A 24,166-nucleotide genomic window follows, 5' to 3' on the forward strand; every position below is an offset into this window, starting at 1 on the left:
TCAAGCCAGATTGACAACGGCGGACTCGCGAGCCCCCTGCTGTGCTGAATGTTTAAACCAGGCGAGTTGCCCGTGCAGATTAACCACCTCTCCGATCACCAGCAGCGCCGGAGTGGGTGCCGAGGCGGCCAGCGCCTCAAGTTGTTCCAAGGTGCCGGTCAGCACCTGTTGATCCTGACGGGTGCCGCGACTGATCACCGCCACCGGCGTTGATGGCGCGCGACCGTGCTGAATCAGCGCCTCGCTGATGGCAGCGGCTTTAACGGTTCCCATGTAGATCGCCAGCGTCTGACGCGCACGCGCCAGCGATGGCCAGTCAATGTCATCCCCATCGGGACGGCAGTGACCGGTAATAAACATCACGCTCTGCGCGTAGTCGCGGTGGGTCAGCGGAATACCGGCATAGGCCGTCGCACCGGCAGCCGCGGTGACGCCCGGCACCACCTGGAACGGCACACCCGCCTGCTGAGCCGCCTGCAGCTCTTCGCCGCCGCGGCCAAAGATAAAGGGATCGCCGCCCTTGAGGCGCACGACGCGCTTGCCTTTCAGCGCCAGTGAAACCAGCATCTGATTGATCTCTTCCTGCGGCAACGTGTGGGCGCTGGCCCGTTTGCCGACGCAGATGCGATCGGCATCGCGGCGCACCAGATCCAGCACCTCTTCGCTGACCAGATGGTCGTAGAGCACCACATCGGCTAACTGCATCACCTGCAGGCCACGCAGCGTCAGCAGACCGCTGTCGCCCGGCCCGGCGCCCACCAGAAAGATCTCGCCCTGACGGGTCGGCTCTTCCAGCAGCTCACGGTCCAGCGTGCGTTTCGCCTCTTCGACGTTACCGGCAGACATCTCACTGGCGAACCGGCCATCGAAAGCGCGTTCCCAGAAGCGCCGACGGTCAGACATGCGGCTGAAGCGCTGTTTAACTTTATCGCGCCAGAGTCCGGCCACTTCAGCCATCTGACCCAGACTGGCAGGCAGCAGCGTTTCGATTTTTTCGCGCAGCATGCGTGCCAGCACCGGTGCGGTGCCGCTGGAGGAGATCGCCACCACCAGCGGTGAGCGGTCAACAATCGAGGGGAAGATAAAGGTGCATTTTGGCTGGTCATCCACCACGTTAACCAGCTTATGCCGCGCATTGGCGGCTTCAAACACCTGGGTGTTGAGATGGTTGTCGTCGGTGGCGGCAATCACCAGGAAAACGCCATCCATCTGGGCCGGGTCAAATTCGGTCGCCAGCCACTCCAGTTCCTGCTTATCCAGCAGTGCCTGCAGTTCAGGGCAGAGTTCACGAGATGCGATCAGAACGCGCGCGCGTGCACGGCGCAGCAGTTCAATTTTTCGCGCCGCAATATCTCCCCCGCCGACAACCAGAACCGGGCGGCCAGAAAGATCGGCAAAAAGAGGCAAATAGTCCACGTTAACCCTGATGTTTTAACTTTGTATTAACGCGACTATACGTCGCTGGGTTTATCCAGATGAAATTACGAATTGGAATGAGTAGTTACCGAATGGAATAACGACGCCGCAAAGCACAGAACAATTTGGTCTTAACAGATGAAATTTAATGGCTTTTTCGTGAACAGGCTCACATATTGAAAGCCACACCTGCGGCAGCAAAAGCAGATAAGTGCCAGCGATAATGGTCCGTTACGCCTTTCGGTAGTGACAGCGCCCGATTCCACTAACAAAGTCACGGGACAAAAAGGATATAATGCGCGCGGCATGGCTGGCCCTGGTCCCCATGCGGAACGGCTCCCGAATAATGAAAAAGGATGCACTATGTTTTATTCCCTCCGCTTGAGGGTAGCGACAATTTTATTTGGCGCACTCATTTCCCCGCTGGCTCTGGCCACTCCGCCTGGCCAGTTTGCCGAACAGCAGGTCCGGCACATCGCCACCTTGTTTCCTGGCCGGATGAGCGGCAGCCCGGCTGAGCTGATGGCAGCCGACTACCTGCAACAGCAATTTACCGCGCTGGGGTATAAGACCAATACCCGCCAGTTCAGGACCGGCTATAAGTGGCAGGAAGAGGACGGCACGCAGCGCTGGCATAAGCTCACGGCAACCTCGGTGATTGCCGCGCGTGCAGGCAGCGTGCCGCAGGAGATTCTGATCGTGGCACATCTGGATACCTGGACGCCGCAAAATAGCAGCCAGGCCCAGCACAACCTGGGCGGCTTACGCCTGCAGGGCGTCGATGATAATGCATCGGGTCTTGGCGTGATGCTGGAGCTGGCGCAGCAGCTGAGCCGCAAACCGCTGCACTACGGCATACGCTTTGTGGCGCTGAGCGCCGGAGAGGCAGATCTGCACGGCATGGATGATTATGTTGAGCGGATGAGCACGCGTGAGAAGAAGAATACCCTGCTGGTCATCGATCTGAATAGCCTGATCACCGGCGATCATCTCTATTTTAACAGCGGCATGAATACGCCCCGGGCGGTGCGCAAGCAGACCAGCGAACGAGCCCTGTTACTGGCACGCCAGCAGGGCATTCCCGCCGCCAGTCATCAGCTGAATCGTAAAGACTTTGACGCTCTTAATGCCTTCGACAAGGCGGGCTTTCCGCTGCTGGATGTGACCGCCAGCAACTGGACGCTGGGTAATAAAGATGGTGCGCTGCAGCGTCATCGTAGTCCCCACTTTCCTGATGGCGTTACCCGCCATCAGACTGACCTGGATAATCTGAGCTATCTCGACCGCTGGCTGCCGGGGCAGATAACCTTGCGAACCCGCGACAGCGTTCGCGTGCTGCTGCCGCTGCTCAGTGAACTGACCAATCCCAAAGTGTAAGGATCTGACATGTACGTGGTCTTTCTGAATTACGTTCGTCCGGTAGAAGAAGTTGAAGCGCTGCTGGCAGCCCATATCGAATGGCTGGATCGCTATTTTGACGCGGGCTTTTTTATTGCAGCGGGACGTAAAGATCCGCGCACGGGCGGCATGTTACTGGTCAGGGAGATGGAACGAGAAGAGCTGGATGCAATTTTAGCGGAAGATCCGTTTGTCACGGTGGCAGAGTATGAGGTGACGAAAGTGAATGTGACCCGTGCAGCAGAGGCGTTTGCCGGATTAAAAGGCGCTTAGCTTTCCGCCTGACTGCAGCCAAAAACTTCTCTCCCTGTGTGCGGGGAGAGAAGTCCTGCGTCAGCCTTCGTGCAGACCACACTCGCGCTTGAGGCCGAAGAAGCGCGTCTCTTCTTCTGCCATACCCGGCTCCCACTTGCGGGTGGTATGGGTATCGCCCACCGAGAGATAGCCTTCATCCCACAACGGATGGTACTTCAGCTTATGCTGCTCCAGATACTGATGAATCTGGCGGTTATCCCAGTCGATAATCGGCAGCAGCTTAAAGACGCCACGCTGGACGCCCAGCACCGGCAGATTCGCCCGACTGCCCGACTGGTCGCGGCGCAATCCGGCAAACCAGGTCTGCGCGCCCAGGGTTTCAATGGCGCGATTCATCGGCTCAACTTTGTTGATCTCGTTATATTTCTCAATCCCCTCGACGCCCTGCTCCCACAGTTTGCCGTAGCGCGCTTCCTGCCAGGCCGGTGAGGTTTCGGCGCGGAACACTTTAAGGTTGAGATTGAGCTGGTCCGCCAGCTCATCAATAAAACGATAGGTCTCCGGGAACAGATAGCCGGTGTCGGTCAGGATCACCGGAATATCGGGCTGCTGACGCGTCACCAGATGCAGCGACACCGCGGCCTGAATACCGAAACTGGAGGAGAGCACATAGGCACCCGGCAGATTCTCCAGCGCCCAGCTGACCCGCTCTTCCGCTGATGACTTCTCCAGCTGCGCATTGGTCGCGGCCAGCGCCATAGCACGCTGGACTTTGGACATCTCATTCAGTGCTGCGAGGTCGGGGTGACTCATTTTGCTTCCTCCCAAAAGTCGCGTGCCGGGTCCAGCACCGGCGCAACAATGCCCGCGCGGATGGTGAAGTCACCAAAGCCTTCAGCGGCCTGGCGCTCAGTGGCCCAGCGTCCCACCAGCTCATCAATGGTGGCGAGAATTTCGCTTTCGTTAATGTTTTCACGGTACATGCGGGGAATACGCGTTCCGCTGCGGTTTCCACCCAGATGCAGGTTGTAGCGACCTGGCGCTTTACCCACCAGACCCAGCTCAGCCAGCATGGCACGGCCACAGCCGTTGGGACAACCGGTAACGCGTAACACTATGTGCTCATCACCAACGCCATGCGCATGCATGATCCCTTCCACTTTGGTCACAAAGGCAGGCAGGAAGCGCTCGGCTTCTGCCATCGCCAGCGGACAGGTCGGGAACGCCACGCAGGCCATCGAGTTTTCGCGCTGTGCCGTAACGTGATCCATCAGACCATGTTCGCGCGCGATTGCTTCGATCTGCGCTTTTTCGCTTTCCGGCACGCCCGCCACAATCAGGTTCTGGTTAGCGGTCAGGCGGAAATCGCCCTGATGGATTTTCGCAATTTCAGCGATGCCGCTTTTCAGCGGTCGGCCCGGATAGTCGAGCAGGCGACCATTTTCGATAAAAAGCGTCAGGTGCCATTTGTTGTCGATGCCTTTAATCCAGCCAATGCGATCGCCACGGGTGGTGAACTCATAAGGACGGATCGGCTCAAACGTCACGCCTGCCCGTTTTTCAACTTCGGCTTTAAAGGTCTCGACGCCAACGCGTTCCAGGGTGTACTTGGTTTTGGCGTTTTTACGGTCGGTACGGTTGCCCCAGTCGCGCTGCGTCGTGACCACCGCCTCGGCAACGTCGAGGATCTTCTCCACCGGGAAGTAACCAAACTCGCTGGCGGTGCGCGCGTAGGTCGCTTTGTTACCGTGCTCAATCGACAGCCCGCCACCCACCAGCAGGTTAAAGCCCACCAGCTTGCCGTGCTCGGCGACAGCGACAAAGTTCAGATCGTTGGCGTGCAGATCCACGTCGTTATGCGGCGGGATCACCACGGTGGTTTTGAATTTACGCGGCAGATACGTTTCACCGAGGATCGGCTCTTCGTCGGTGGTGGCGACTTTTTCTTTATCCCACCAGATCTCCGCATAGGCACGGGTGCGTGGCAGCAGATGCTCAGAGAGTTTCTTCGCCCACTCATACGCTTCCTGATGCAGCTCCGACTCAACCGGGTTCGACGTACAGAGCACGTTACGGTTAACGTCGTTGGCGGTCGCCAGCGCATCCAGCCCCACCTCATGCAGCATCTGATGCGTCGGCTTAACGTTCTTCTTCAGAATGCCGTGAAACTGGAAGGTCTGACGGTTAGTCAGACGGATGCTGCCATAGATAGTTTTATCGGTGGCAAATTTGTCGATGGCCAGCCACTGAGTCGGCGTAATGATGCCGCCCGGCAACCGGCAACGCAGCATCATGGCGTGGCGTGGCTCCAGCTTCTGCTCCGCACGTTCGGCACGAATATCGCGATCGTCCTGCTGGTACATGCCGTGAAAACGAATCAGCAGGAAGTTGTCGCCGGTAAAACCGCCGGTCAGACCCTCTTCCAGATCTTCTTTAATGGTGCCGCGCAGATAGTTGCTCTGCTTCTTCAGACGCTCAGCGTCTGCTAATTTGCCTTCTACAACCAGCGGTCCAGGGTGTTTATCGCTCATTAGTAAACGTCTCGCTGATAACGGCGCTCAATGCGCAGCTCACTCAAAAATTCGTCGGCCGTTTCACGATCCATTCCGCCGTGTTCGACCACCACATCCAGCAATGCCTGCTCGACGTCTTTTGCCATACGATTCGCGTCGCCACAGACATAAAGATGCGCGCCCTCTTCAATCCAGCGCCACACTTCGGCCCCTTTCGCGCGGATCTTATCCTGTACGTAAATCTTCTCTGCCTGATCGCGTGACCAGGCGAGGTCGATATGGGTCAGCAGACCATCCTTAACATATTTCTGCCACTCTACCTGATAGAGGAAATCGTCGGTGAAGTGCGGATTACCAAAGAATAGCCAGTTTTTGCCGCCGGCACCGTCGTTGTCGCGCTGCTGCATAAAGGCGCGGAACGGCGCGATGCCGGTGCCCGGGCCAATCATGATCACCGGCGCATCCGGATTAGCCGGCAGGCGGAAGTTGTCGTTGTGTTCGATGAAGACCCGGACTTCGCCCTCTTCTTCGATGCGATCGGCCAGCCAGGTCGATGCACCGCCGCCACGCTGGCGACCTTCAATATCAAAGCGAACGGCACCGACGGTGATATGCACTTCGGTATCGGTTTCAGCCTGCGAAGAGGCGATAGAGTAGAGTCGCGGCGTCAGCGGTCGCAGCAGTCCGGTCAGCTGTTCAGCGCTGAGTTCGGACGGTGCCAGGCGCACCATATCCACAATCGGATAGTGCTGCGCATAGTGCTGCAGCCTGGCTTTATCATCCACCAGTGAGAGCAACTCCGCGTTGCGTGACAGCTGGGCATACTGCGCCACGATCTGCGCGGTGTTAACCGTCAGCTCGAAATGCTTCTGCAGCGCCTCTGCCAGCGGCAGGGTTTTCCCCTGAACCTCTACCGGCTCATCGCCTTTCAGCCATACCAGCTCCAGCAGTTCGCTGACCAGCGCCGCGTCGTTCTCATACCAGACGCCCAGCGCATCGCCAGGCTGGTAGCGCAGACCGGAATCGCCCAGATCGATTTCGATATGGCGCACATCTTTATCTGAGTCCCGTCCGGTAATTTTCTGATTCACCGCCAGACTCGCGCTGAGCGGCGACTCTTTAGTATAGGGGCTGGTGGTGACTTCGTTGACGCTGCCGGCTGCTGTCGCCGCAGCCTGCGCCGGGGATTCAGTGGGAACGCGTTTCTTGAGAATTTCCGTCAGTGCATTGCGCCAGGCGGCGGCCTGCTCCGCATACTCAACATCCGCATCAACGCGATCCAGCAGACGCTCGCCGCCCAGCTCCGCCAGTCGGCTGTCAAAATCTTTACCCGCCTGACTGAAGAATTCATAAGAGGTGTCGCCCAGGCCAAACACTGCGAAGGCGGCACCCTCCATTTTCGGTGCCTTTTTCGACATCAGGAATTTATGCAGCGCTACCGCCTCTTCTGGCGGTTCGCCTTCGCCCTGGGTGGAGGTTACAACCACCAGCATTTTTTCCTGGCCAATCTGTTTGAACTTGTAATCACCGGCATTCACCAGGTTTACGTTCAGCTTTGCGGCCAGCAGGTCATCACGTAACTGCTCAGCCAGACGACGTGCGTTGCCGGTCTGGGAGGCAGAAAGCAGCGTAATGGCGGGCGCTTCGGCCGGAGCCGGAGCAGATGCAGTGCTGGCGACGGCGCTACCCGGGGTCTGTTCCACCCTGCCCCAGAAATAGCCTGACAGCCACGCCAGTTGAGTCGGGGAATAATCTGTCGTCGCCGCCTGTAAGCGAGCGAGTTGTTCCGGGGAGAGCGGAAGCATTGAACCAGGTGCCTGAGTCGTCATCGCGTTAAAAATTCCAGTATCAGAAGTCCGGACCGTAAAATGGCGGAAGAGTGCGTAGGTTACCGGTCCGTATATTAACGATTAAATACACCTTCGACATATCAAATAACCAAAATGACTAAATGGTTTTCCAGGTAGGAATAATCGTTAAAAGTGGTAAGCAAAGCGGTGATATATCAGTTAATTAGCTGGACGCCACTGTATAAACGCGCAGGAAAAGGTTCGGTTTGTGCGGTTCGGGTGCGAAAAAAGCGGTAATCAGGTAGAATTCAGCGGTTTTTTAATGTCTGAGAACCATTATGTCTACCACCTTGTTTAAAGAGTTCCAGTTCGAAGCCGCGCATCATCTACCGAATGTGCCGGCCGGACACAAATGTGGCCGTCTGCACGGTCATTCGTTCCTGGTTCGTCTGGAGATTACCGGCGAAGTGGATGCGCATACCGGCTGGGTTATGGATTTTGCTGAGCTGAAGGCTGCGTTTAAGCCGGTCTACAATCGGCTGGACCACTACTATCTGAATGATATTCCCGGCCTGGAAAATCCCACCAGCGAAGTGCTGGCGAAATGGATCTGGGATCAGATGAAGCCGCAACTGCCGCTGCTTAGCGCGGTGATGATCAAAGAAACCTGCACCGCAGGCTGCGTTTACCGCGGCTAACCCTGTCGGATCGAACCCTTCGATCCGACGCGGCTTTTCTCTCCGTTCTGCCTCTGACGCTCAACGCTTTCCTGTGGTTAACGGCTCATTGCGTGCCGCTTTATCAGGATCAGGCGATATTGAGATATTTATGGGTCTGCATCGACAGACGCCAGTTACGGGCAATGCAGGTCTCAATACAGAGCCGGGTCGCATCATCTTTGCGGCTGATTGGCTGCAGGGCGATGATACGCGCTTTGGTGTCATCAATGCCTGCCAGCAGCCGATCCAGCGCTTCCACATCACGCTCGCGCGCTACCGGATGCTTGATTTCATCGGCCCGGCTCAGCGCCTGGGGCAGAACATCGTAGCCGCCGCGCATGTTGACCTTCGGCGAGACAGTCACCCAGGTCCGTTCGGAACAGTGAATCTCGTGGGTTCCGCTGGTCTCAATCTGGCACTGGAAACCGTGCTGCTCCAGCGCAGTGGTTAACGGACGCAGATCGTAAATCGCCGGTTCACCACCGGTGATGACCACATGACGCGCCGTCCAGCCCTGCTGCGCAATGGCACTCACCAGGGTCGCCGCGTCGGCATCACCCCAGGCGTCGCTTTCCACCGTCTTGATCAAAATATCGCCCAGCGACGTTTCCCGATCTGTCCGCTTTTCCCAGGTGTGTTTGGTATCGCACCAGCTACAGCCCACCGGGCATCCCTGCAAACGAATGAAAATGGCAGGCACGCCGGTGTAATAACCTTCGCCCTGCAGTGTCTGGAACATTTCGTTAATCGGGTATTGCATTACGGACTCGCTTGAAAAAAACAGGGCGCTGATTATGGCAGATTTGCCGCGCAGCTCAACCACGCGTTGTGCCTTTTCTCCGCGCCGGACAAAACACAAAAGAGAGGCTTCAGACGGCTGACAGGCTCAGAACGTGGATGGCCAGGACCGAAGAGCAAAGCGTCCCGCGCTCAGGACAAAAACGCCGGAAGCGTTTTTGAACAACGCAAAACGTTGTCCCGGTAACGGGCGTACCTCAGGGATGAGGTGCGTAATCGCGCGGACCCGGCCGGCAGAGATGCCGCTTTGGCGATCGGGCCTTGCCATCTGCGTTTGCACACCGCCACCAACAAAAAGCCCCGCACAAGGCGGGGCTTCAGGGGTCGATGATATCACTTAGCGCGACATCAACGCACAGTCATTACTGACCTTTAACTTCTTTCAGACCGTTGAATGGCGCTTTAGAACCCAGCGCTTCTTCGATACGGATCAGCTGGTTGTACTTAGCAACACGGTCAGAACGGCTCATTGAACCGGTTTTGATCTGGCCCGCTGCAGTACCTACCGCCAGGTCAGCGATGGTCGCATCTTCGGTTTCGCCTGAACGGTGAGAGATCACGGCAGTGTAGCCCGCGTCTTTCGCCATTTTGATCGCAGCCAGAGTTTCGGTCAGAGAACCGATCTGGTTGAATTTGATCAGAATGGAGTTAGCGATACCTTTATCGATACCTTCTTTCAGGATTTTGGTGTTGGTAACGAACAGGTCATCACCCACCAGCTGGATTTTGTCGCCCAGTACTTTGGTCTGGTAAGCGAAGCCGTCCCAGTCAGATTCGTCCAGGCCATCTTCGATAGAAACGATCGGATACTGTTTAGTCAGATCTTCCAGGAAGTGGGTGAACTCTTCAGAGGTAAACGATTTACCGCCTTCACCGGCCAGAACGTATTTGCCATCTTTGTAGAACTCAGATGCCGCACAGTCCATCGCCAGGGTGATGTCTTTGCCCAGCTCGTAGCCTGCTGCTTTTACCGCTTCAGCGATAACAGCCAGCGCTTCGGCGTTGGAACCCAGGTTAGGCGCGTAGCCGCCTTCGTCACCCACTGCAGTGCTCATGCCTTTGCTTTTCAGCACTTTTGCCAGGCTGTGGAACACTTCAGAACCCATACGGATGGCTTCTTTCAGGTTCGGAGCACCAACCGGCTGGATCATGAATTCCTGGATGTCGACGTTGTTGTCGGCATGTTCGCCGCCGTTGATGATGTTCATCATTGGCAGTGGCATAGAGTATTTGCCTGGGGTGCCGTTCAGTTCAGCGATGTGCTCATACAGCGGCTGACCTTTAGAGGCAGCAGCAGCTTTAGCAGCTGCCAGTGAAACAGCCAGAATGGCGTTAGCACCGAAGTTAGATTTGTTCTCAGTACCGTCCAGGTCGATCATGATCTTATCGATGTTCGCCTGATCTTTCGCGTCTTTGCCTTTTACCGCTTCAGCAATCGGACCGTTTACTGCAGCAACGGCTTTGGTTACGCCTTTGCCCAGATAACGTGATTTGTCACCGTCACGCAGTTCCAGCGCTTCGCGTGAACCGGTAGAGGCACCTGATGGTGCAGCTGCCAGGCCTACGAAACCGCCTTCCAGATGCACTTCAGCTTCAACAGTCGGGTTACCACGTGAGTCGATAATTTCGCGACCGATGACTTTTACGATTTTGGACATTACGATTTTCCTCAGTACAAGTTAGTCAATCCTAAGACAAGCAACGCGCGAAAAGTTCGCGCGCTGCCTGTGAAACTTACTTCGCTAAACGCTTCTGATGCTCATGTGCGGCTTTAACAAAGCCGGCAAACAGCGGATGGCCGTCGCGTGGGGTCGAGGTAAACTCAGGATGGAACTGGCAGGCCACAAACCATGGATGGTTCGGGATCTCGATAATCTCAACCAGTTGATCATCACCAGAGCGACCTGCTACGCGCAGACCGGCTGCTTCAATCTGCTTTAACAGCATATTGTTCACTTCATAGCGGTGGCGATGGCGCTCAACGATAGTGTCAGAGCCGTAGAGCTGGCGAACCTGGCTGCCCGGCGTTAACTGACACTGCTGGCTGCCCAGACGCATGGTGCCGCCCAGATCGCTCTGCTCGCTGCGGACTTCGACGTTGCCATCTTCGTCACGCCATTCGGTGATTAATGCCACCACCGGATATTTACAGTCTGGCACAAATTCCGTGGAGTTGGCGCCCGGCATCCCGGCGACATTGCGGGCGAACTCCATCAGCGCAACCTGCATGCCCAGGCAGATGCCCAGGTACGGCACGTTGTTTTCACGTGCATACTGCGCGGTCATCAGCTTGCCTTCCACGCCACGGTAACCGAAGCCACCCGGGATCAGAATCGCATCCAGATCTTTCAGTAATTCGACACCGCGTGATTCAACATCCTGCGAATCGATCAGTTTGATGTTCACGGTGACGCGATTTTTCAGGCCGCCATGTTTCAGCGCTTCGATGACCGACTTGTAGGCATCCGGCAATTCCACATACTTGCCCACCATACCGATGGTGACTTCACCACCTGGATTGGCTTCTTCGTAGATCACCTGCTCCCATTCGGCCAGGTTGGCTTCCGGTGCATTCAGGTTGAAGCGCTTGCAGATATAGTCATCCAGGCCCTGCGATTTCAGCATGCCTGGAATCTTGTAGATGGAATCAACGTCTTTCAGCGAGATAACCGCTTTTTCAGGGACGTTACAGAACAGGGCGATTTTAGCGCGTTCGTTGGCCGGTACGGCACGGTCAGAACGGCAAATCAGCACGTCTGGCTGAATACCAATCGACAGCAGCTCTTTCACCGAGTGCTGGGTCGGTTTGGTTTTCACTTCACCGGCAGCCGCCATATACGGCACCAGCGTCAGGTGCATATACATGGTGTGTTCGCGGCCCACATCAACGGCCATCTGGCGAATCGCTTCCAGGAACGGCAGTGATTCGATATCCCCGACCGTGCCGCCGATTTCGACCAGTACCACATCATGACCTTCACCGCCTTCAATAATGCGTTCTTTGATGGCGTTGGTGATGTGCGGAATAACCTGAATGGTTGCGCCCAGATAGTCGCCACGGCGCTCTTTGCGCAGGACTTCTGAGTAGATACGGCCAGTGGTGAAGTTGTTACGACGCGACATTTTGGTACGGATGAAGCGCTCGTAGTGACCCAAATCCAGATCGGTTTCAGCGCCGTCATCAGTGACGAAAACTTCACCGTGCTGCGTCGGGCTCATGGTGCCTGGATCCACGTTGATATACGGGTCCAGCTTCATGATGGTCACGTTCAGACCACGGGCTTCGAGAATGGCTGCGAGGGAGGCTGCGGCAATGCCTTTACCCAGAGAGGAAACGACCCCGCCGGTCACAAAAATATAATTCGTTGTCATGCTGAACCTGAGAGTTTAGGTTTAAAGACGGTGGAATAACCAGGACGGGAAAACAGTATACTGGAAACCGCTATCAGCCACAATTGATGAATCACCGCCATCCTCCAACGCATTGCTGCGGCTAACATAGCCGATAGCCGCCAATGAAATGTTGACGTGCGTCACAAAGTTGTCGCCAGGCTGAATCGAGTAAGCGAAAGCGGTGACTTTATGCACAGCGCTGGAATAATCAGCGCTTCTCGCCCCGTTTCACCTGCTGCCAGGCGGCTTCCATCTGCTCCAGCGTGGCACCCGGCATACTTAACCCCTGTGCAGCGATGATCGCTTCGACTTCGCGGAAGCGGCGCTCAAACTTGTCGTTGGCCTTTTGCAGCGCAGTTTCCGCTTTGCTGCCCAGATGGCGCGACAGGTTAACCGTGGCGAACAGCAGATCGCCAATCTCCTCTTCCAGCTTCTCACCATCCACCACGCTCTGCTGCGCCTCGTGCATCACTTCATCAATCTCTTCATGCACCTTAGCCACCACCGGTCCCAGCGTGGTCCAGTCGAATCCGACATTGTGACAACGCTTCTGAATCTTGTGGGCGCGCATCAGTGCGGGCAGTGCCTTAGGGATATCATCCAGCGCCGAATGCTGGGCTTTGTCAGCCCGCTCAGCGGTTTTTATCGCTTCCCAGTTTTTCAGCACTTCGCTGCTGGTTTCTGCTGTGGCATCGCCAAAAATGTGTGGATGACGGCGCTCCAGCTTGTCGCTGATTGCGTGGCAGATATCCTCAAAATTAAAGCGATCCTGTTCGCTGGCCATCTGCGCATAGAACACCACCTGAAACAGCAGATCGCCCAGCTCACCGCGCAGATCGTCAAAATCTTCGCGCTGGATAGCGTCCAGCACTTCGTAGGTCTCTTCCAGCGTATAGGGCGCGATGGTGGCGAAGGTCTGTTCACGATCCCACGGACAGCCATGTTGTGGATCGCGCAGGGTTTTCATTATGCCAAGCAGGCGCTCAATAGCGTTCATTCAGGAGGATCCTTGATTAGTGAGATGACAGGCAACGGGCGAAGAGGCAAAGCGTACAACACGGCAGGACGCTATTCACCGCGTCCGGCCGTGTCTGGTGGTGCAGAAAACGCCTGCGCAACCTCCTGCCGCCGGTTGCCTCAGTGCCTGCCTGAATATCAGTGCAGGCGACGGGCGTCAATGATATCAGAGACCTGGTTCAGACGCGCCAGGACACGTCCCAGTACCTGATGGTTGTAGATCTCGATATCCATGTCGATGGTCGCCAGCTGTTTTTTGGTGTCGCTGCGGCTTGAGACGCCCAGGACATTCACTTTCTCGTTGGCGAGAATGGTGGTGATGTCACGCAGTAAGCCGCTGCGATCGTTGGCGGTCACGCGCACCACCAGCGAATAGCCGCTGGAGTAACTTTCGCCCCACACCGCATCGACGATACGTTCCGGCGCATGCGAAATGAGTTCAGCCAGCTGGTCGCAGTCGGCGCGGTGAATAGAGATGCCGCGCCCCTGGGTGATGAAGCCGACAATATCATCCCCCGGAATCGGCTGGCAGCAGCGGGCAATGTGGTGCATCAGGTTGCCCACGCCTTCCACGACGACGCGTCCGCTCTCTTTGCGTGAAGAGGGAGTGTACGATTTCTGGGTCAGCTGACGCAGCGCTTCGCGATCTTCCTCTTCGGCGCTCGGCTTATTGAGCTTCGCCTGCAGGAAGTTAACCATCTGGTTAAGACGAATATCGCCGCCGCCAATCGCCGCCAGCAGCTCTTCAAGCGAGGTCACGTTATAGCGCGGCAGCAGCAGTTTTTCGGCTTCACGCAGGCTGATATCCAGCTGATTCAGTTCGTTATCCAGAATCTGCCGTCCGGCGATAATATTCTTGTCGCGATCCTGCTTGCGGAACCAGTTGTGGATCTTCGAGCGTCCACGGTTGGTGGTGATGTAGCCCAGATTCGGATTGAGCCAGTCGCGGCTCGGGTTCGGCTGCTTCTGGGTGATCACCTCAACCTGATCGCCCATCTGCAGCTGGTAGGTGAACGGCACGATACGGCCACCGATTTTCGCGCCGATGCAGCGGTGACCGATGTCGCTGTGAATATGATAGGCAAAGTCGAGCGGCGTCGATCCAGCGGGCAGATCCACCACGTCGCCTTTCGGGGTAAAGACGTAGACCCGGTCATCGAACACCTGGCTGCGGACCTCTTCCAGCAGTTCGCCGGAGTCCGCCATCTCTTCCTGCCAGCTGATGAGCTTACGCAGCCAGGCGATCCGCTCTTCATGACCGGCCGCGCCACGCGCGCTGCTGGAAGTTGGCCCCTCTTTATATTTCCAGTGCGCCGCCACGCCCAGCTCAGCATCTTCATGCATCTGGCGGGTACGGATCTGGATCTCCACCGTTTTGCCCTGCGGCCCTAACACCACCGTATGAATCGACTGGTAGCCGTTGGGTTTGGGGTTAGCGACGTAGTCATCAAACTCGCTGGGCAGATGGCGATAGAGCGTGTGCACCGTACCCAGCGCACCGTAGCAATCCTGCAGGCGATCGGCGACGATGCGCACCGCCCGCACGTCAAACAGCTCATCAAAGGCCAGCGATTTTTTCTGCATCTTGCGCCAGATGCTGTAGATATGTTTCGGACGGCCATAGACTTCAGCGCGCACGCCCTCTTTGACCATCTCTTTGCGCAGATTGCTGACGAAGTTTTCGATGTACTGCTCACGGTCAATACGCCGCTCATGCAGTAATTTGGCGATGCGCTTATATTCGTCGGGATGCAGGTAGCGGAAGCAGTAATCTTCCAGCTCCCATTTGAGCTGACCAATACCGAGACGGTTGGCCAGTGGCGCATAGATATTGGTGCTCTCTTTGGCGGCCAGTACCCGCTCATCTTCCGGCGCATCTTTCATTTCGCGCAGGTTCATGATGCGTTCAGCCAGCTTCAGCACTACGCAGCGGAAATCTTCCACCATCGCCAGCAGCATGCGGCGAACGTTATCCACCTGTTCAGAGGCCATGGAGTCGTTGTGGATCGCTTTCAGCTGGCGGATGGCGTCCATATCGCGCACGCCGTGTACCAGCGAAACAATGCCTTTGCCGACGGCGGTTTCCAGCTCCTCTTCACTCACCACTTCATCGTTAGCCAGCGGGAAAATCAGCGCCGCACACAGGCTTTCGATATCCATGCTGAGCATTGAGAGGATTTCAACCATCTCAATACCGCGCCACAGCAGCAGCGACTGATCAGGATGGCCCTGCGTCTGCGCTTCGCAGTAGCGCCAAGTCTCGGCCACACGTTGACATGATTGCGGGTTGGCAATACCGAGACTGGCGATCCACTGGTCGAGGGCGAAATCCCCCTCAGTATTTAAATGCGCACTTCTGACCGCAACCATAACCTCTCCTGCACAACGACATACATCGCTTATGTTTTTCTGAACAGCACCATGGATTCGAGATGACGGGTATGTGGGAACATATCCAGCATCGCGACCCTTTCCAATTGGTAGCCTGCCGACAGCAATGTCTGGCTGTCGCGGGCGAGTGTGGTGGGATTACACGAAACATAGACCACGCGATCTGGTGCAAGTTTAACCACATGCGCCATTACGCCCGCAGCCCCGGCGCGTGCCGGATCGAGTAATACCTTGTTAAATCCCTGTGCCGCCCACGGCTGGCGCGACACTTCTTCTTCCAGATTATGCTGAAAGAAACTGACATTTTTAAGATTATTCAAATCAGCATTATACGCTGCCTGCCGCACTAATGCTGCAATCCCCTCCACACCAACCACATTATGTACGAAGATTCCTATAGGAAGTGTGAAGTTTCCCATGCCGCAAAACAGATCCAGCACCCGGTCTTCCGGCTGCAGATCGAGCCAGGCAATTGCCTTCGCGACCATCTGCTGATTAACACTGTCGTTAACCTGAATAAAATCCTGTGGGCTGAAGGTTAGCTTAAGCTGGTGAGATTGATAAAACGGCGTCGACTCATTTAACGCACTCAACTCTTCCTCGCCCGCATCCAGGAACAGCATCAGCTGATGCTTATGCGAAAACTGTTCCAGTTTTTCACGGTCATCCGCATGCAGCGCATCAAGATGGCGCAGAATCATCAGCGGCCCGTTGTCTGCCAGCACCAGCTCCACATGCCCGAGACGCCTGACGGCGCGTAAGTCACTGAGACACTGATGCAGTGGAACCAGTAAAGCCTCAAGTTCGGGCACTAAAATGGGGCATTGCTGAATATCGACCAGATCGTTGCTGGCTTCCTGACGGAAGCCCATCTGCAACCGCTGCGCCTTATTTTGCCATTGCAGCCCCAGACGGGCGCGACGACGATAGCCCCAGGGCTGACCGGCAATCACCTCATCTACCGCCACATCTTGTGCGGCGGCCTGGCGCAGCATCCGGCTCAGCGCCTGGGCTTTGCTCTGCTGTTGCAGCGCCACATCGGCATGCTGCTGCTGGCAGCCGCCGCAGCGTTCATAATGTGGGCAGCGCGGCGTGACGCGCGCCGGACTGCGGCTAATCAGTCGTGTCACTTTCGCCCGGGCAAATTGACGTTTATCCTCTGTCAGCATGACCTCCGCCTGTTCCCCAGGCAGGGCACCGGCGACAAAAAGGGTTTTGCCCTTGTGACGCGCCACCCCTTGTCCGAACGGATCAAGCGCCTCAATGGTGACGGTGATCCGTTGTTGCGTCGTCACGCGCTGTTTTGCAACGTAAAATTGCGCCATAGTGTTATTAATTCTCTTTATCGAAAACGACCTGCATTGTTTTTGTCGACAGCATGCACAGGGGCGTTAATGCCGGAGTAGCCAGGCGACTATTATGACCAAATACAGCCTGCGGGCGCGAATGATGATTTTAATTCTGGCACCCACGCTGATGGTTGGCCTGCTGCTCAGCTCATTTTTTGTGGTGCACCGCTACAATGAACTGCAGCGCCAGGTTATCGATGCCGGAGCCAATATCATTGAACCGCTGGCGATCTCCAGCGAATACAGCATGACCTGGCACAATCGTGACGCCATGCGTGAACTGGTCAGCCTGCTGCACCGCCGCCATTCGGGCATCGTCCGGGCGATCTCGGTGTTTGATAATCACAACCAGCTCTACGTCACCTCCAATCACAAGCAGAACCTCAGCCTGCTGCAACAGGATGATATCCGCGCCCTGCCCGACGATGTCTCAATGGAACGTCACGGTAACGTATTGATTCTGCGCACACCGATCACCACCGAGCGTTACGATGTGGATGAATTGCCGGACGAAGATGCCAAGCCGTCGGGCAATCCGCTGGGCTACGTGGCGATAGAGCTGGATCTGCAGTCGGTGCGCCTGCAGCAGTACAAAGAGGTGTTTGTCGCCACGCTGATGCTGCTCTTCTGTCTCTGCCTGGCCATGCTATTTGCCTATCGTCTGATGCGCGATGTCACCGGCCCTATCCGCAATATGGTCACCACCGTTGACCGCATCCGTCGCGGCCAGCTCGACAGCCGCGTTGAGGGATACATGCTGGGTGAACTCAGCATTCTGAAAAACGGGATTAATGCGATGGCGATGTCGCTGACCGCCTATCACGAAGAGATGCAGCACAATATCGATCAGGCGACCTACGATCTGCGAGAGACGCTGGAACAGCTGGAGATTCAGAACGTTGAGCTGGATCTGGCGAAGAAACGCGCCCAGGAAGCGGCGCGCATCAAATCTGAGTTTCTGGCCAATATGTCGCATGAGCTGCGGACGCCGCTAAATGGCGTGCTGGGCTTTACCCGGCAGATGCTGAAAACCCAGCTGCGCACCACCCAGCGCGACTATATGCAGACCATTGAACGTTCAGCCAATAACCTGCTCAGTATTATCAATGACGTGCTCGATTTCTCGAAGCTGGAAGCGGGCAAACTGATGCTGGAGGCGATCCCCTTCCCGCTGCGTGCCACACTGGATGAAACGCTGGTGCTGCTGGCCCCGTCGGCGCATGACAAAGGGCTGGAGCTGACGGTGGTGTGTGACAGCAGCGTGCCGGACAACGTGATTGGCGATGCGCTGCGCCTGCAACAGATTCTGATTAACCTGATCGGTAACGCCATCAAGTTTACCGAGAAAGGATATATCGGCCTGCGCGTCGGACAGCGGGTGATTACGCAGTCGCGCGTCGAGCTGGAGATTCAGGTTGAAGATAGCGGTATCGGCATCTCTGAGCAGCAACAGACACAGCTGTTCCAGGCGTTCCGTCAGGCTGACGCCAGCATTTCGCGCCGTCATGGCGGCACCGGGCTGGGGCTGGTGATCACCCAGAAACTGGTGCGGGAGATGGGCGGCGAAATCACCTTCAGCAGCCAGCCGGACAAGGGCTCCACCTTTGTGATTCGCGTGCAGCTGGATCTCAATCCCAATGCGCCCGGCATGCCACGCGTGCTGGATGCGCTGTCACATGCGCGCATTGCCTATGTTGAAGCGGATGCTAACGTTGCCAGCGCAGCACTGGAGATGTTGAGCGCCACACCATTGCAGATCGATTACAGCGAAACGCTGGAGGGATTAAAAGCGTCTCACTATCCGCTGCTGCTGATGGCGATGCCGGTCGACATCAGCCAGCCCGAGCTGCTCAATGAACGCATGATTAATGCGCTGCTGGATCGGGCCGACAACGTGCTGATGGCGCTCCCCAGCCCGATGATGTTGCTGGCGGATGAGCTGAAGGTACGCGGCATCGACGGTTGCATCGCTAAACCGATCTCCCTGACGCGACTCCTGCCGATGTTACTGGATCTGCATACCCGTCAGATCAGTGAACTGCCGCTTTCACCCCGGCTGCCGCTGACGGTGATGGCGGTGGATGATAATCCCGCCAACCTCAAGCTGATTGGCGCGCTGCTGGAGGAGCAGGTGCAGAACATCCTGCTGTGCAGCAGCGCCGAACACGCCATCCGCGAAGCACGTCAGCAGTCGCTGGATGTGATTCTGATGGATATTCAGATGCCGGACATCGATGGCATTCGCGCCAGCGAAATTATCCGCAGCATGCCGCATCATGCCAGTACACCGATTGTGGCGGTCACCGCCCATGCAATTGATGGCGAGCGTGAGCAATTGATCAAGGCGGGCATGAATGACTATCTTGCCAAACCGATTGATGAGAGCAAGTTAAGACAGTTGCTGGCGCGCTATACGCCACCACCGGTGGTCACCGTGCCGGAACTGCTGCCAATATTACCCACGCTGGACTGGCAACTGGCGCTGCGACAGGCGGCGAACAAAGCCGATCTGGCGCGCGATCTGCTGCGGATGCTGCTGGAATTTTTACCGGAAGTGCATGCGAAGATGGCGCAGTTTATGTCGACCAATGAGGTCAACGCCCTGCGTGAGATTATTCACAAGCTGCACGGCAGTGCCAGCTACAGCGGCGTGCCGCGCATGAAGCAACTCTGCCATCAGCTGGAAAGAGAGCTGCTGGAGGCCAGCGATATCGCTGCGCTGGAGCCGGAGCTGCTGGAGCTGCAGGATGAGATGGAGAACGTCGCCCGAGAAGCCCGCCAGCTGTTAGGGATTGGATAAGGCTGGCGGTGAGTTAAACCCGGCCGATGTGGAGTGGCCGGGTAATGCTGGTGGTTAGTTAAACCCGGCCAGCTTTAACGTGGCTGCCACATTACGTGCCGTCATCTCAACATTCTTTCCGGCGCTGGCGAGTGCCTCATCCAGCGTACAGATGCTGTAGAGCACGCTGAATACCGCATCGATCCCGTGCTGATGCACCACGCCGACATCGGCCGTCAGGCTTCCGGCGATGCCAATCACCGGCTTATTAAAGCGCTTTGCCACGCTGGCGACGCCGATCGGCACCTTGCCATTAATACTCTGGCTGTCGATACGCCCTTCACCGGTAATTACCAGGTCAGCATCTTTTACCTCTTCCGCCAGCCCCAGCGCTTCAGTAACAATCTCAATGCCGCGCCGCAGCTCTGCCTGACAGAAGGCGTGCAGCGCCGCCCCCATACCGCCCGCTGCGCCGCCGCCCGGAATATGCAGCACATCAATATCGAGATCGCGGTGAATAATCGCGGCGTAATGGGCCAGCGCCTGATCGAGCTGCTGCACCAGCGCCGGTGTCGCCCCTTTCTGCGGGCCGAAAATGGCCGATGCACCCTCTTTGCCCGTCAGCGGATTCGTGACGTCACAGGCCACTTCAATGCGGCACTGATGAATGCGGGCGTCCAGCGCGTCAATATCGATGCTGGCAAGATCGGCGAGTGCACCGCCACCGTGACCGATCTCGCAGCCCTGGTCGTCCAGCAGCCGGGCGCCCAGCGCCTGCATCATGCCGGCTCCGCCATCATTGGTGGCGCTGCCGCCGATACCAATGATGATGTGGCCGACCCCCTTATCCAGCGCATGTCTGATCAACTCGCCGGTGCCAAATGAGGTCGTTATCAGCGGGTCACGCTGCGATGCAGGCACCCGCTCCAGTCCACTGGCCGCTGCCATTTCGATATAGGCGGTGGACTCATCGCCGGACAGGCCATAGAAGGCGTCAACCTCTGTTCCCAGCGGCCCCGTCACCTTCAGCCTGACGATTTTTCCCTTCGTCGCCGCCACCATCGCTTCTACCGTTCCTTCACCGCCGTCGGCGACCGGTATTTTCACGTAATGCGCATCGGGAAAGATGTCACGGAAACCCGCTTCAATCGCCGATGCCACATCCAGGGCGGATAAACTCTCTTTATATGAATCCGGTGCGATTACGATTTTCATAGGCAATCCGAGCGCAGTTGAGTAATTGAAACGGCTCTGAACCAGTCCGGTTTCCGCAGAGACCGACACCGGGTTTTAGCGGGCGATTTCAACCTTCGCTAACTTCTCATAATAGCAGGCCAGCGCGCTGTGGTCGGCGCTACCCTGCCCGTCGTTACGCAGCGCCTGCATCATCTCCATCACAGCCGCCGTCAGCGGCAGATGCGCGCCGATGCTGTGCGAGGTATCCAGCGCGTTCGCCAGATCTTTGATATGCAGGTCAATGCGGAAGCCGGGTTTGAAGTTGCGATCCATCACCATGGGCGCTTTGGCATCCAGTACCGTGCTGCCGGCCAGGCCGCCACGAATCGCCTGATAAACCAGATCCGGATTCACACCCGCTTTGGTCGCCAATGATAACGCCTCGGACATCGCCGCAATATTCAGTGCCACAATCACCTGGTTGGCCAGCTTAGTCACGTTACCCGCACCGATGTCGCCGGTATGCACCACCGATCCCGCCATCGATTTCATGATGTCGTAGCAGGTATCGAACACCGCTTTATCACCGCCGACCATCACAGAGAGCGTGCCTTCAATCGCTTTGGGTTCACCGCCACTGACCGGCGCATCCAGCATTTTGATCCCTTTTTCTGCCAGCGCATCGTGGACTTCACGGCTCGCCAGCGGCGCAATTGAGCTCATGTCGATGACCACCAGGCCTGGCTTCGCCCCTTCGATAATGCCATTTTTACCCAGGCAGACTTCGATGACCTGCGGCGAGTTGGGCACCATGGTAATCACCACATCGCACTGCTCAGCCACCTCTTTTGGCGATTTCGCCACGGTCGCGCCCAGTTCAGTCAGTTCCGCTTCGTTGTCAGCGTTATGATCGCGCACCACCAGCGAATAACCGGCTTTCACCAGATTTTTACTCATTGGTTTGCCCATAATACCCAAGCCGATAAATCCAATTTTCATTGCGTTTCCCCTTGATTGATTAGCGCTTAAATTTGTCGCATAACGCCTGAGAGGCGTTGCGGAACATACCGACATCGCTGCCGACGGCGACAAAAGTGGCACCCCACTCCAGATAACGACGCGCGTCCGCTTCCACCGGTGCCAGAATGCCGCTCGGCTTACCGGCGGCTTTGGCGCGTTCAAAAATGTGTTTAATCACTTTCAGCACTTCAGGATGCGCAGGCTGACCGAGATAGCCCAGCGCAGCAGAGAGATCGCCCGGCCCGACAAAAATACCGTCGACACCGTCCACCGCCGCGATGGCGTCAATGTTATCGACCGCCTGCTGGGTTTCGATCTGCACCAGCACCGTGACGTTGTCATTGATGGTGCTGTTGTAATCCGGCAGGGTGCCGTACATGTTGCTGCGATGCGAAACCGAGACACCGCGAATGCCGGCTGGCGGATAGCGGGTTGAGGCGACGGCACGCACTGCTTCCTCTTCGGTCTCGACAAATGGCACCAGGAAGTTGTTAAACCCGATATCCAGCAGACGCTTAATAATCACCGGCTCGTTGCAGGGCGGACGCACCACGGGCGCACTGTGGCTGCCTTTAAGCGCCATCATCTGCGGCACAAACGTGGTGATATCGTTGGGCGCGTGTTCGCCATCCAGGACCAGCCAGTCAAAACCGGCCAGCCCTAAAATCTCGGTAGAGATCGGGCTGGCAAGCGCACACCAGCTGCCGATCAGGGTTTCACCCGCTAATAAACGACGACGAAATCCATTTGGCCAGGCTGCATTACTCATGGTTAAACTCCTGTGACGATGGCTCCCCGTGGGGAGCCGAAAAGGTTAACGTACCAGGCAGGGACGTTTGTTGTCGTAGGTCCATCCCGGCACTAAAAATTGCATCGCTTCGGCATCGTCACGCGCGCCCAGCCCCTGCTTCTGATAGAGCGCGTTGGCCTGCATCACCTGATCCATATCCAGCTCGACGCCGAGACCGGGCTTCTGCGGTACCTGCACCATGCCGCCTTTGATCTGGAATGGCTCTTTGGTCAGGCGCTGATTGCCCTCCTGCCAGATCCAGTGGGTATCAATGGCGGTGATCGCGCCCGGCGCGGCAGCGGCGACGTGGGTGAACATCGCCAGAGAAATATCGAAGTGGTTATTGGAGTGCGAGCCCCATGTCAGGCCGAAGTCGTGACACATCTGTGCTACCCGCACCGAACCCTGCATGGTCCAGAAGTGCGGATCCGCCAGCGGAATGTCCACCGACTGCAGCGACAGGGTATGGCCCATCTGACGCCAGTCGGTGGCGATCATATTGGTGGCGGTTGGCATGCCGGTGGCGCGGCGGAACTCCGCCATCACTTCACGGCCGGAGTAACCCTGCTCCGCGCCACAGGGATCTTCTGCGTAGGCGAGCACATCTTTGAGCTGTTTGCCGAGCATGATCGCCTCGTTGAGCGACCAGGCCCCGTTGGGATCAAGGGTGATACGGGCTTCAGGAAAACGCTTAGCCAGCGCTGTGACCGCTTCGGCCTCTTCGCCGCCGCGCAGTACGCCGCCTTTGAGTTTGAAATCGTTGAAGCCATATTTCTCATACGCCGCTTCCGCCAGTCGCACCACCGTCTCCGGGGTTAGCGCTTCTTCGTGGCGCAGGCGATACCAGTCGCAGGGATCGCTCTCCTGGCTCTGGTAAGAGAGGGACGTTTTGCGGCGGTCGCCGATGTAGAAGAGATAACCGAGCATCTCAACGCGGTCGCGCTGCTGTCCGTCGCCCAGCAGCGAGGCCACATTAACCTCCAGATGCTGACCCAGCAGGTCGAGCAGCGCCGCTTCAATGCCGGTCACCACATGAATAGTGGTGCGCAGATCGAAGGTCTGGGTGCCGCGCCCGCTGGCATCGCGGTCGGCGAAGGTGCTGCGCACCAGGCTGAGAATGTTTTTGTATTCGCCCACGGTTTTGCCAATCACCAGCGACGCTGCATCTTCCAGCGTCTGGCGGATTTTTTCGCCGCCCGGGATTTCGCCGACGCCGGTGTGTCCGGCGTTATCTTTGATAATCACAATGTTGCGGGTAAAGAATGGCGAGTGAGCGCCGCTGAGGTTCAGCAGCATGCTGTCGTAGCCTGCGACCGGAATAACCTGCATGGCGGTGACTTTCGGTGTTGAACTCATCTCCTG

18 protein-coding genes are annotated in these 24,166 nt (G+C 56.9%); 4 read left to right on the forward strand and 14 right to left on the reverse strand.

Going from position 1 to position 24,166, the window contains the following annotated elements; translation table 11 throughout:
• Positions 1-1,416, reverse strand: coding sequence for a siroheme synthase CysG (gene cysG, locus GVJ63_RS12255; RefSeq protein ID WP_159226948.1), 1,416 nt, complete (start codon positions 1,414-1,416; stop codon positions 1-3).
• Positions 1,417-1,779: 363 nt separating this feature from the next.
• On the opposite strand from cysG, the gene GVJ63_RS12260 reads away from it, so the two are divergent.
• Positions 1,780-2,793, forward strand: a complete 1,014-nt coding sequence (locus GVJ63_RS12260; RefSeq protein WP_010672132.1) for an aminopeptidase — start codon at positions 1,780-1,782, stop codon at positions 2,791-2,793.
• A 9-nt stretch (positions 2,794-2,802) separates the two neighbouring features.
• Entirely contained in the window at positions 2,803-3,087 is a 285-nt protein-coding gene (locus GVJ63_RS12265) for a YciI family protein (RefSeq protein WP_010248560.1), read from the forward strand.
• A gap of 60 nt (positions 3,088-3,147) precedes the next feature.
• Here the strand turns inward: GVJ63_RS12265 and GVJ63_RS12270 are convergent, their stop codons facing one another.
• Genes GVJ63_RS12270 through cysJ form a run of 3 tightly spaced genes read right to left on the reverse strand, consistent with a single transcriptional unit; the run spans position 3,148 to position 7,411 of the window.
• Complete coding sequence (locus GVJ63_RS12270) at positions 3,148-3,882, reverse strand: phosphoadenylyl-sulfate reductase (RefSeq protein ID WP_010248562.1); 735 nt, start codon at positions 3,880-3,882, stop codon at positions 3,148-3,150.
• Complete coding sequence (gene cysI, locus GVJ63_RS12275; RefSeq protein ID WP_022623798.1) at positions 3,879-5,600, reverse strand: assimilatory sulfite reductase (NADPH) hemoprotein subunit; 1,722 nt, start codon at positions 5,598-5,600, stop codon at positions 3,879-3,881. Before cysI ends, GVJ63_RS12270 begins: the two co-directional genes overlap by 4 nt.
• A complete protein-coding gene (gene cysJ, locus GVJ63_RS12280) occupies positions 5,600-7,411 on the reverse strand; it encodes an NADPH-dependent assimilatory sulfite reductase flavoprotein subunit (RefSeq protein ID WP_022623799.1) in 1,812 nt (603 codons plus the stop codon). The genes cysI and cysJ overlap by 1 nt, the downstream gene beginning before the upstream one ends.
• A gap of 299 nt (positions 7,412-7,710) precedes the next feature.
• On the opposite strand from cysJ, the gene queD reads away from it, so the two are divergent.
• On the forward strand, positions 7,711-8,070 hold the full coding sequence (gene queD, locus GVJ63_RS12285) for a 6-carboxytetrahydropterin synthase QueD (RefSeq protein WP_010248568.1): 360 nt from the start codon (positions 7,711-7,713) through the stop codon (positions 8,068-8,070).
• A 109-nt stretch (positions 8,071-8,179) separates the two neighbouring features.
• Here the strand turns inward: queD and queE are convergent, their stop codons facing one another.
• The 6 genes from queE to rlmD all read right to left on the reverse strand — a co-directional run bounded on the left by queE (position 8,180) and on the right by rlmD (position 17,015).
• On the reverse strand, positions 8,180-8,851 hold the full coding sequence (gene queE / locus GVJ63_RS12290) for a 7-carboxy-7-deazaguanine synthase QueE (protein WP_010248569.1): 672 nt from the start codon (positions 8,849-8,851) through the stop codon (positions 8,180-8,182).
• A gap of 400 nt (positions 8,852-9,251) precedes the next feature.
• Positions 9,252-10,547: a phosphopyruvate hydratase gene (gene eno / locus GVJ63_RS12295; protein WP_010248571.1), complete on the reverse strand. Its 1,296-nt coding sequence runs from the start codon at positions 10,545-10,547 to the stop codon at positions 9,252-9,254.
• A gap of 76 nt (positions 10,548-10,623) precedes the next feature.
• Positions 10,624-12,261, reverse strand: a complete 1,638-nt coding sequence (gene pyrG / locus GVJ63_RS12300) for a glutamine hydrolyzing CTP synthase (protein WP_010248572.1) — start codon at positions 12,259-12,261, stop codon at positions 10,624-10,626.
• 229 nt (positions 12,262-12,490) lie between these two features.
• On the reverse strand, positions 12,491-13,279 hold the full coding sequence (gene mazG, locus GVJ63_RS12305) for a nucleoside triphosphate pyrophosphohydrolase (protein ID WP_050680051.1): 789 nt from the start codon (positions 13,277-13,279) through the stop codon (positions 12,491-12,493).
• A 158-nt stretch (positions 13,280-13,437) separates the two neighbouring features.
• The gene (relA, locus tag GVJ63_RS12310; protein WP_010248576.1) at positions 13,438-15,669 is read right to left on the reverse strand and encodes a GTP diphosphokinase; all 2,232 of its coding nucleotides are present in this window, start codon (positions 15,667-15,669) and stop codon (positions 13,438-13,440) included.
• A gap of 29 nt (positions 15,670-15,698) precedes the next feature.
• Entirely contained in the window at positions 15,699-17,015 is a 1,317-nt protein-coding gene (gene rlmD / locus GVJ63_RS12315; RefSeq protein ID WP_159226949.1) for a 23S rRNA (uracil(1939)-C(5))-methyltransferase RlmD, read from the reverse strand.
• A 94-nt stretch (positions 17,016-17,109) separates the two neighbouring features.
• Here rlmD and barA point away from each other — a divergent pair, with 94 nt between their 5' ends.
• The gene (gene barA, locus GVJ63_RS12320; protein ID WP_010248580.1) at positions 17,110-19,839 is read left to right on the forward strand and encodes a two-component sensor histidine kinase BarA; all 2,730 of its coding nucleotides are present in this window, start codon (positions 17,110-17,112) and stop codon (positions 19,837-19,839) included.
• A 54-nt stretch (positions 19,840-19,893) separates the two neighbouring features.
• Here barA and GVJ63_RS12325 read toward each other — a convergent pair whose 3' ends face one another.
• The 4 genes from GVJ63_RS12325 to gudD form a co-directional block, all read right to left on the reverse strand.
• Positions 19,894-21,033 carry a glycerate kinase gene (locus tag GVJ63_RS12325; RefSeq protein ID WP_031291930.1) on the reverse strand — a complete coding sequence of 380 codons (1,140 nt, stop codon included), beginning with the start codon at positions 21,031-21,033 and terminating at the stop codon, positions 19,894-19,896.
• 75 nt (positions 21,034-21,108) lie between these two features.
• A complete protein-coding gene (gene garR / locus GVJ63_RS12330; RefSeq protein ID WP_010248583.1) occupies positions 21,109-21,993 on the reverse strand; it encodes a 2-hydroxy-3-oxopropionate reductase in 885 nt (294 codons plus the stop codon).
• Positions 21,994-22,012: 19 nt separating this feature from the next.
• Positions 22,013-22,783 carry a 2-dehydro-3-deoxyglucarate aldolase gene (garL, locus tag GVJ63_RS12335; RefSeq protein ID WP_159226950.1) on the reverse strand — a complete coding sequence of 257 codons (771 nt, stop codon included), beginning with the start codon at positions 22,781-22,783 and terminating at the stop codon, positions 22,013-22,015.
• Between the two features lie 45 nt (positions 22,784-22,828).
• Entirely contained in the window at positions 22,829-24,160 is a 1,332-nt protein-coding gene (gudD, locus tag GVJ63_RS12340; protein ID WP_010248587.1) for a glucarate dehydratase, read from the reverse strand.
• Between the last annotated feature and the right edge of the window lie 6 nt (positions 24,161-24,166).

It is taken from the genome of Pantoea sp. 18059 (assembly GCF_902706165.1).
In the GTDB taxonomy this organism is placed as follows: domain Bacteria; phylum Pseudomonadota; class Gammaproteobacteria; order Enterobacterales; family Enterobacteriaceae; genus Pantoea; species Pantoea agglomerans.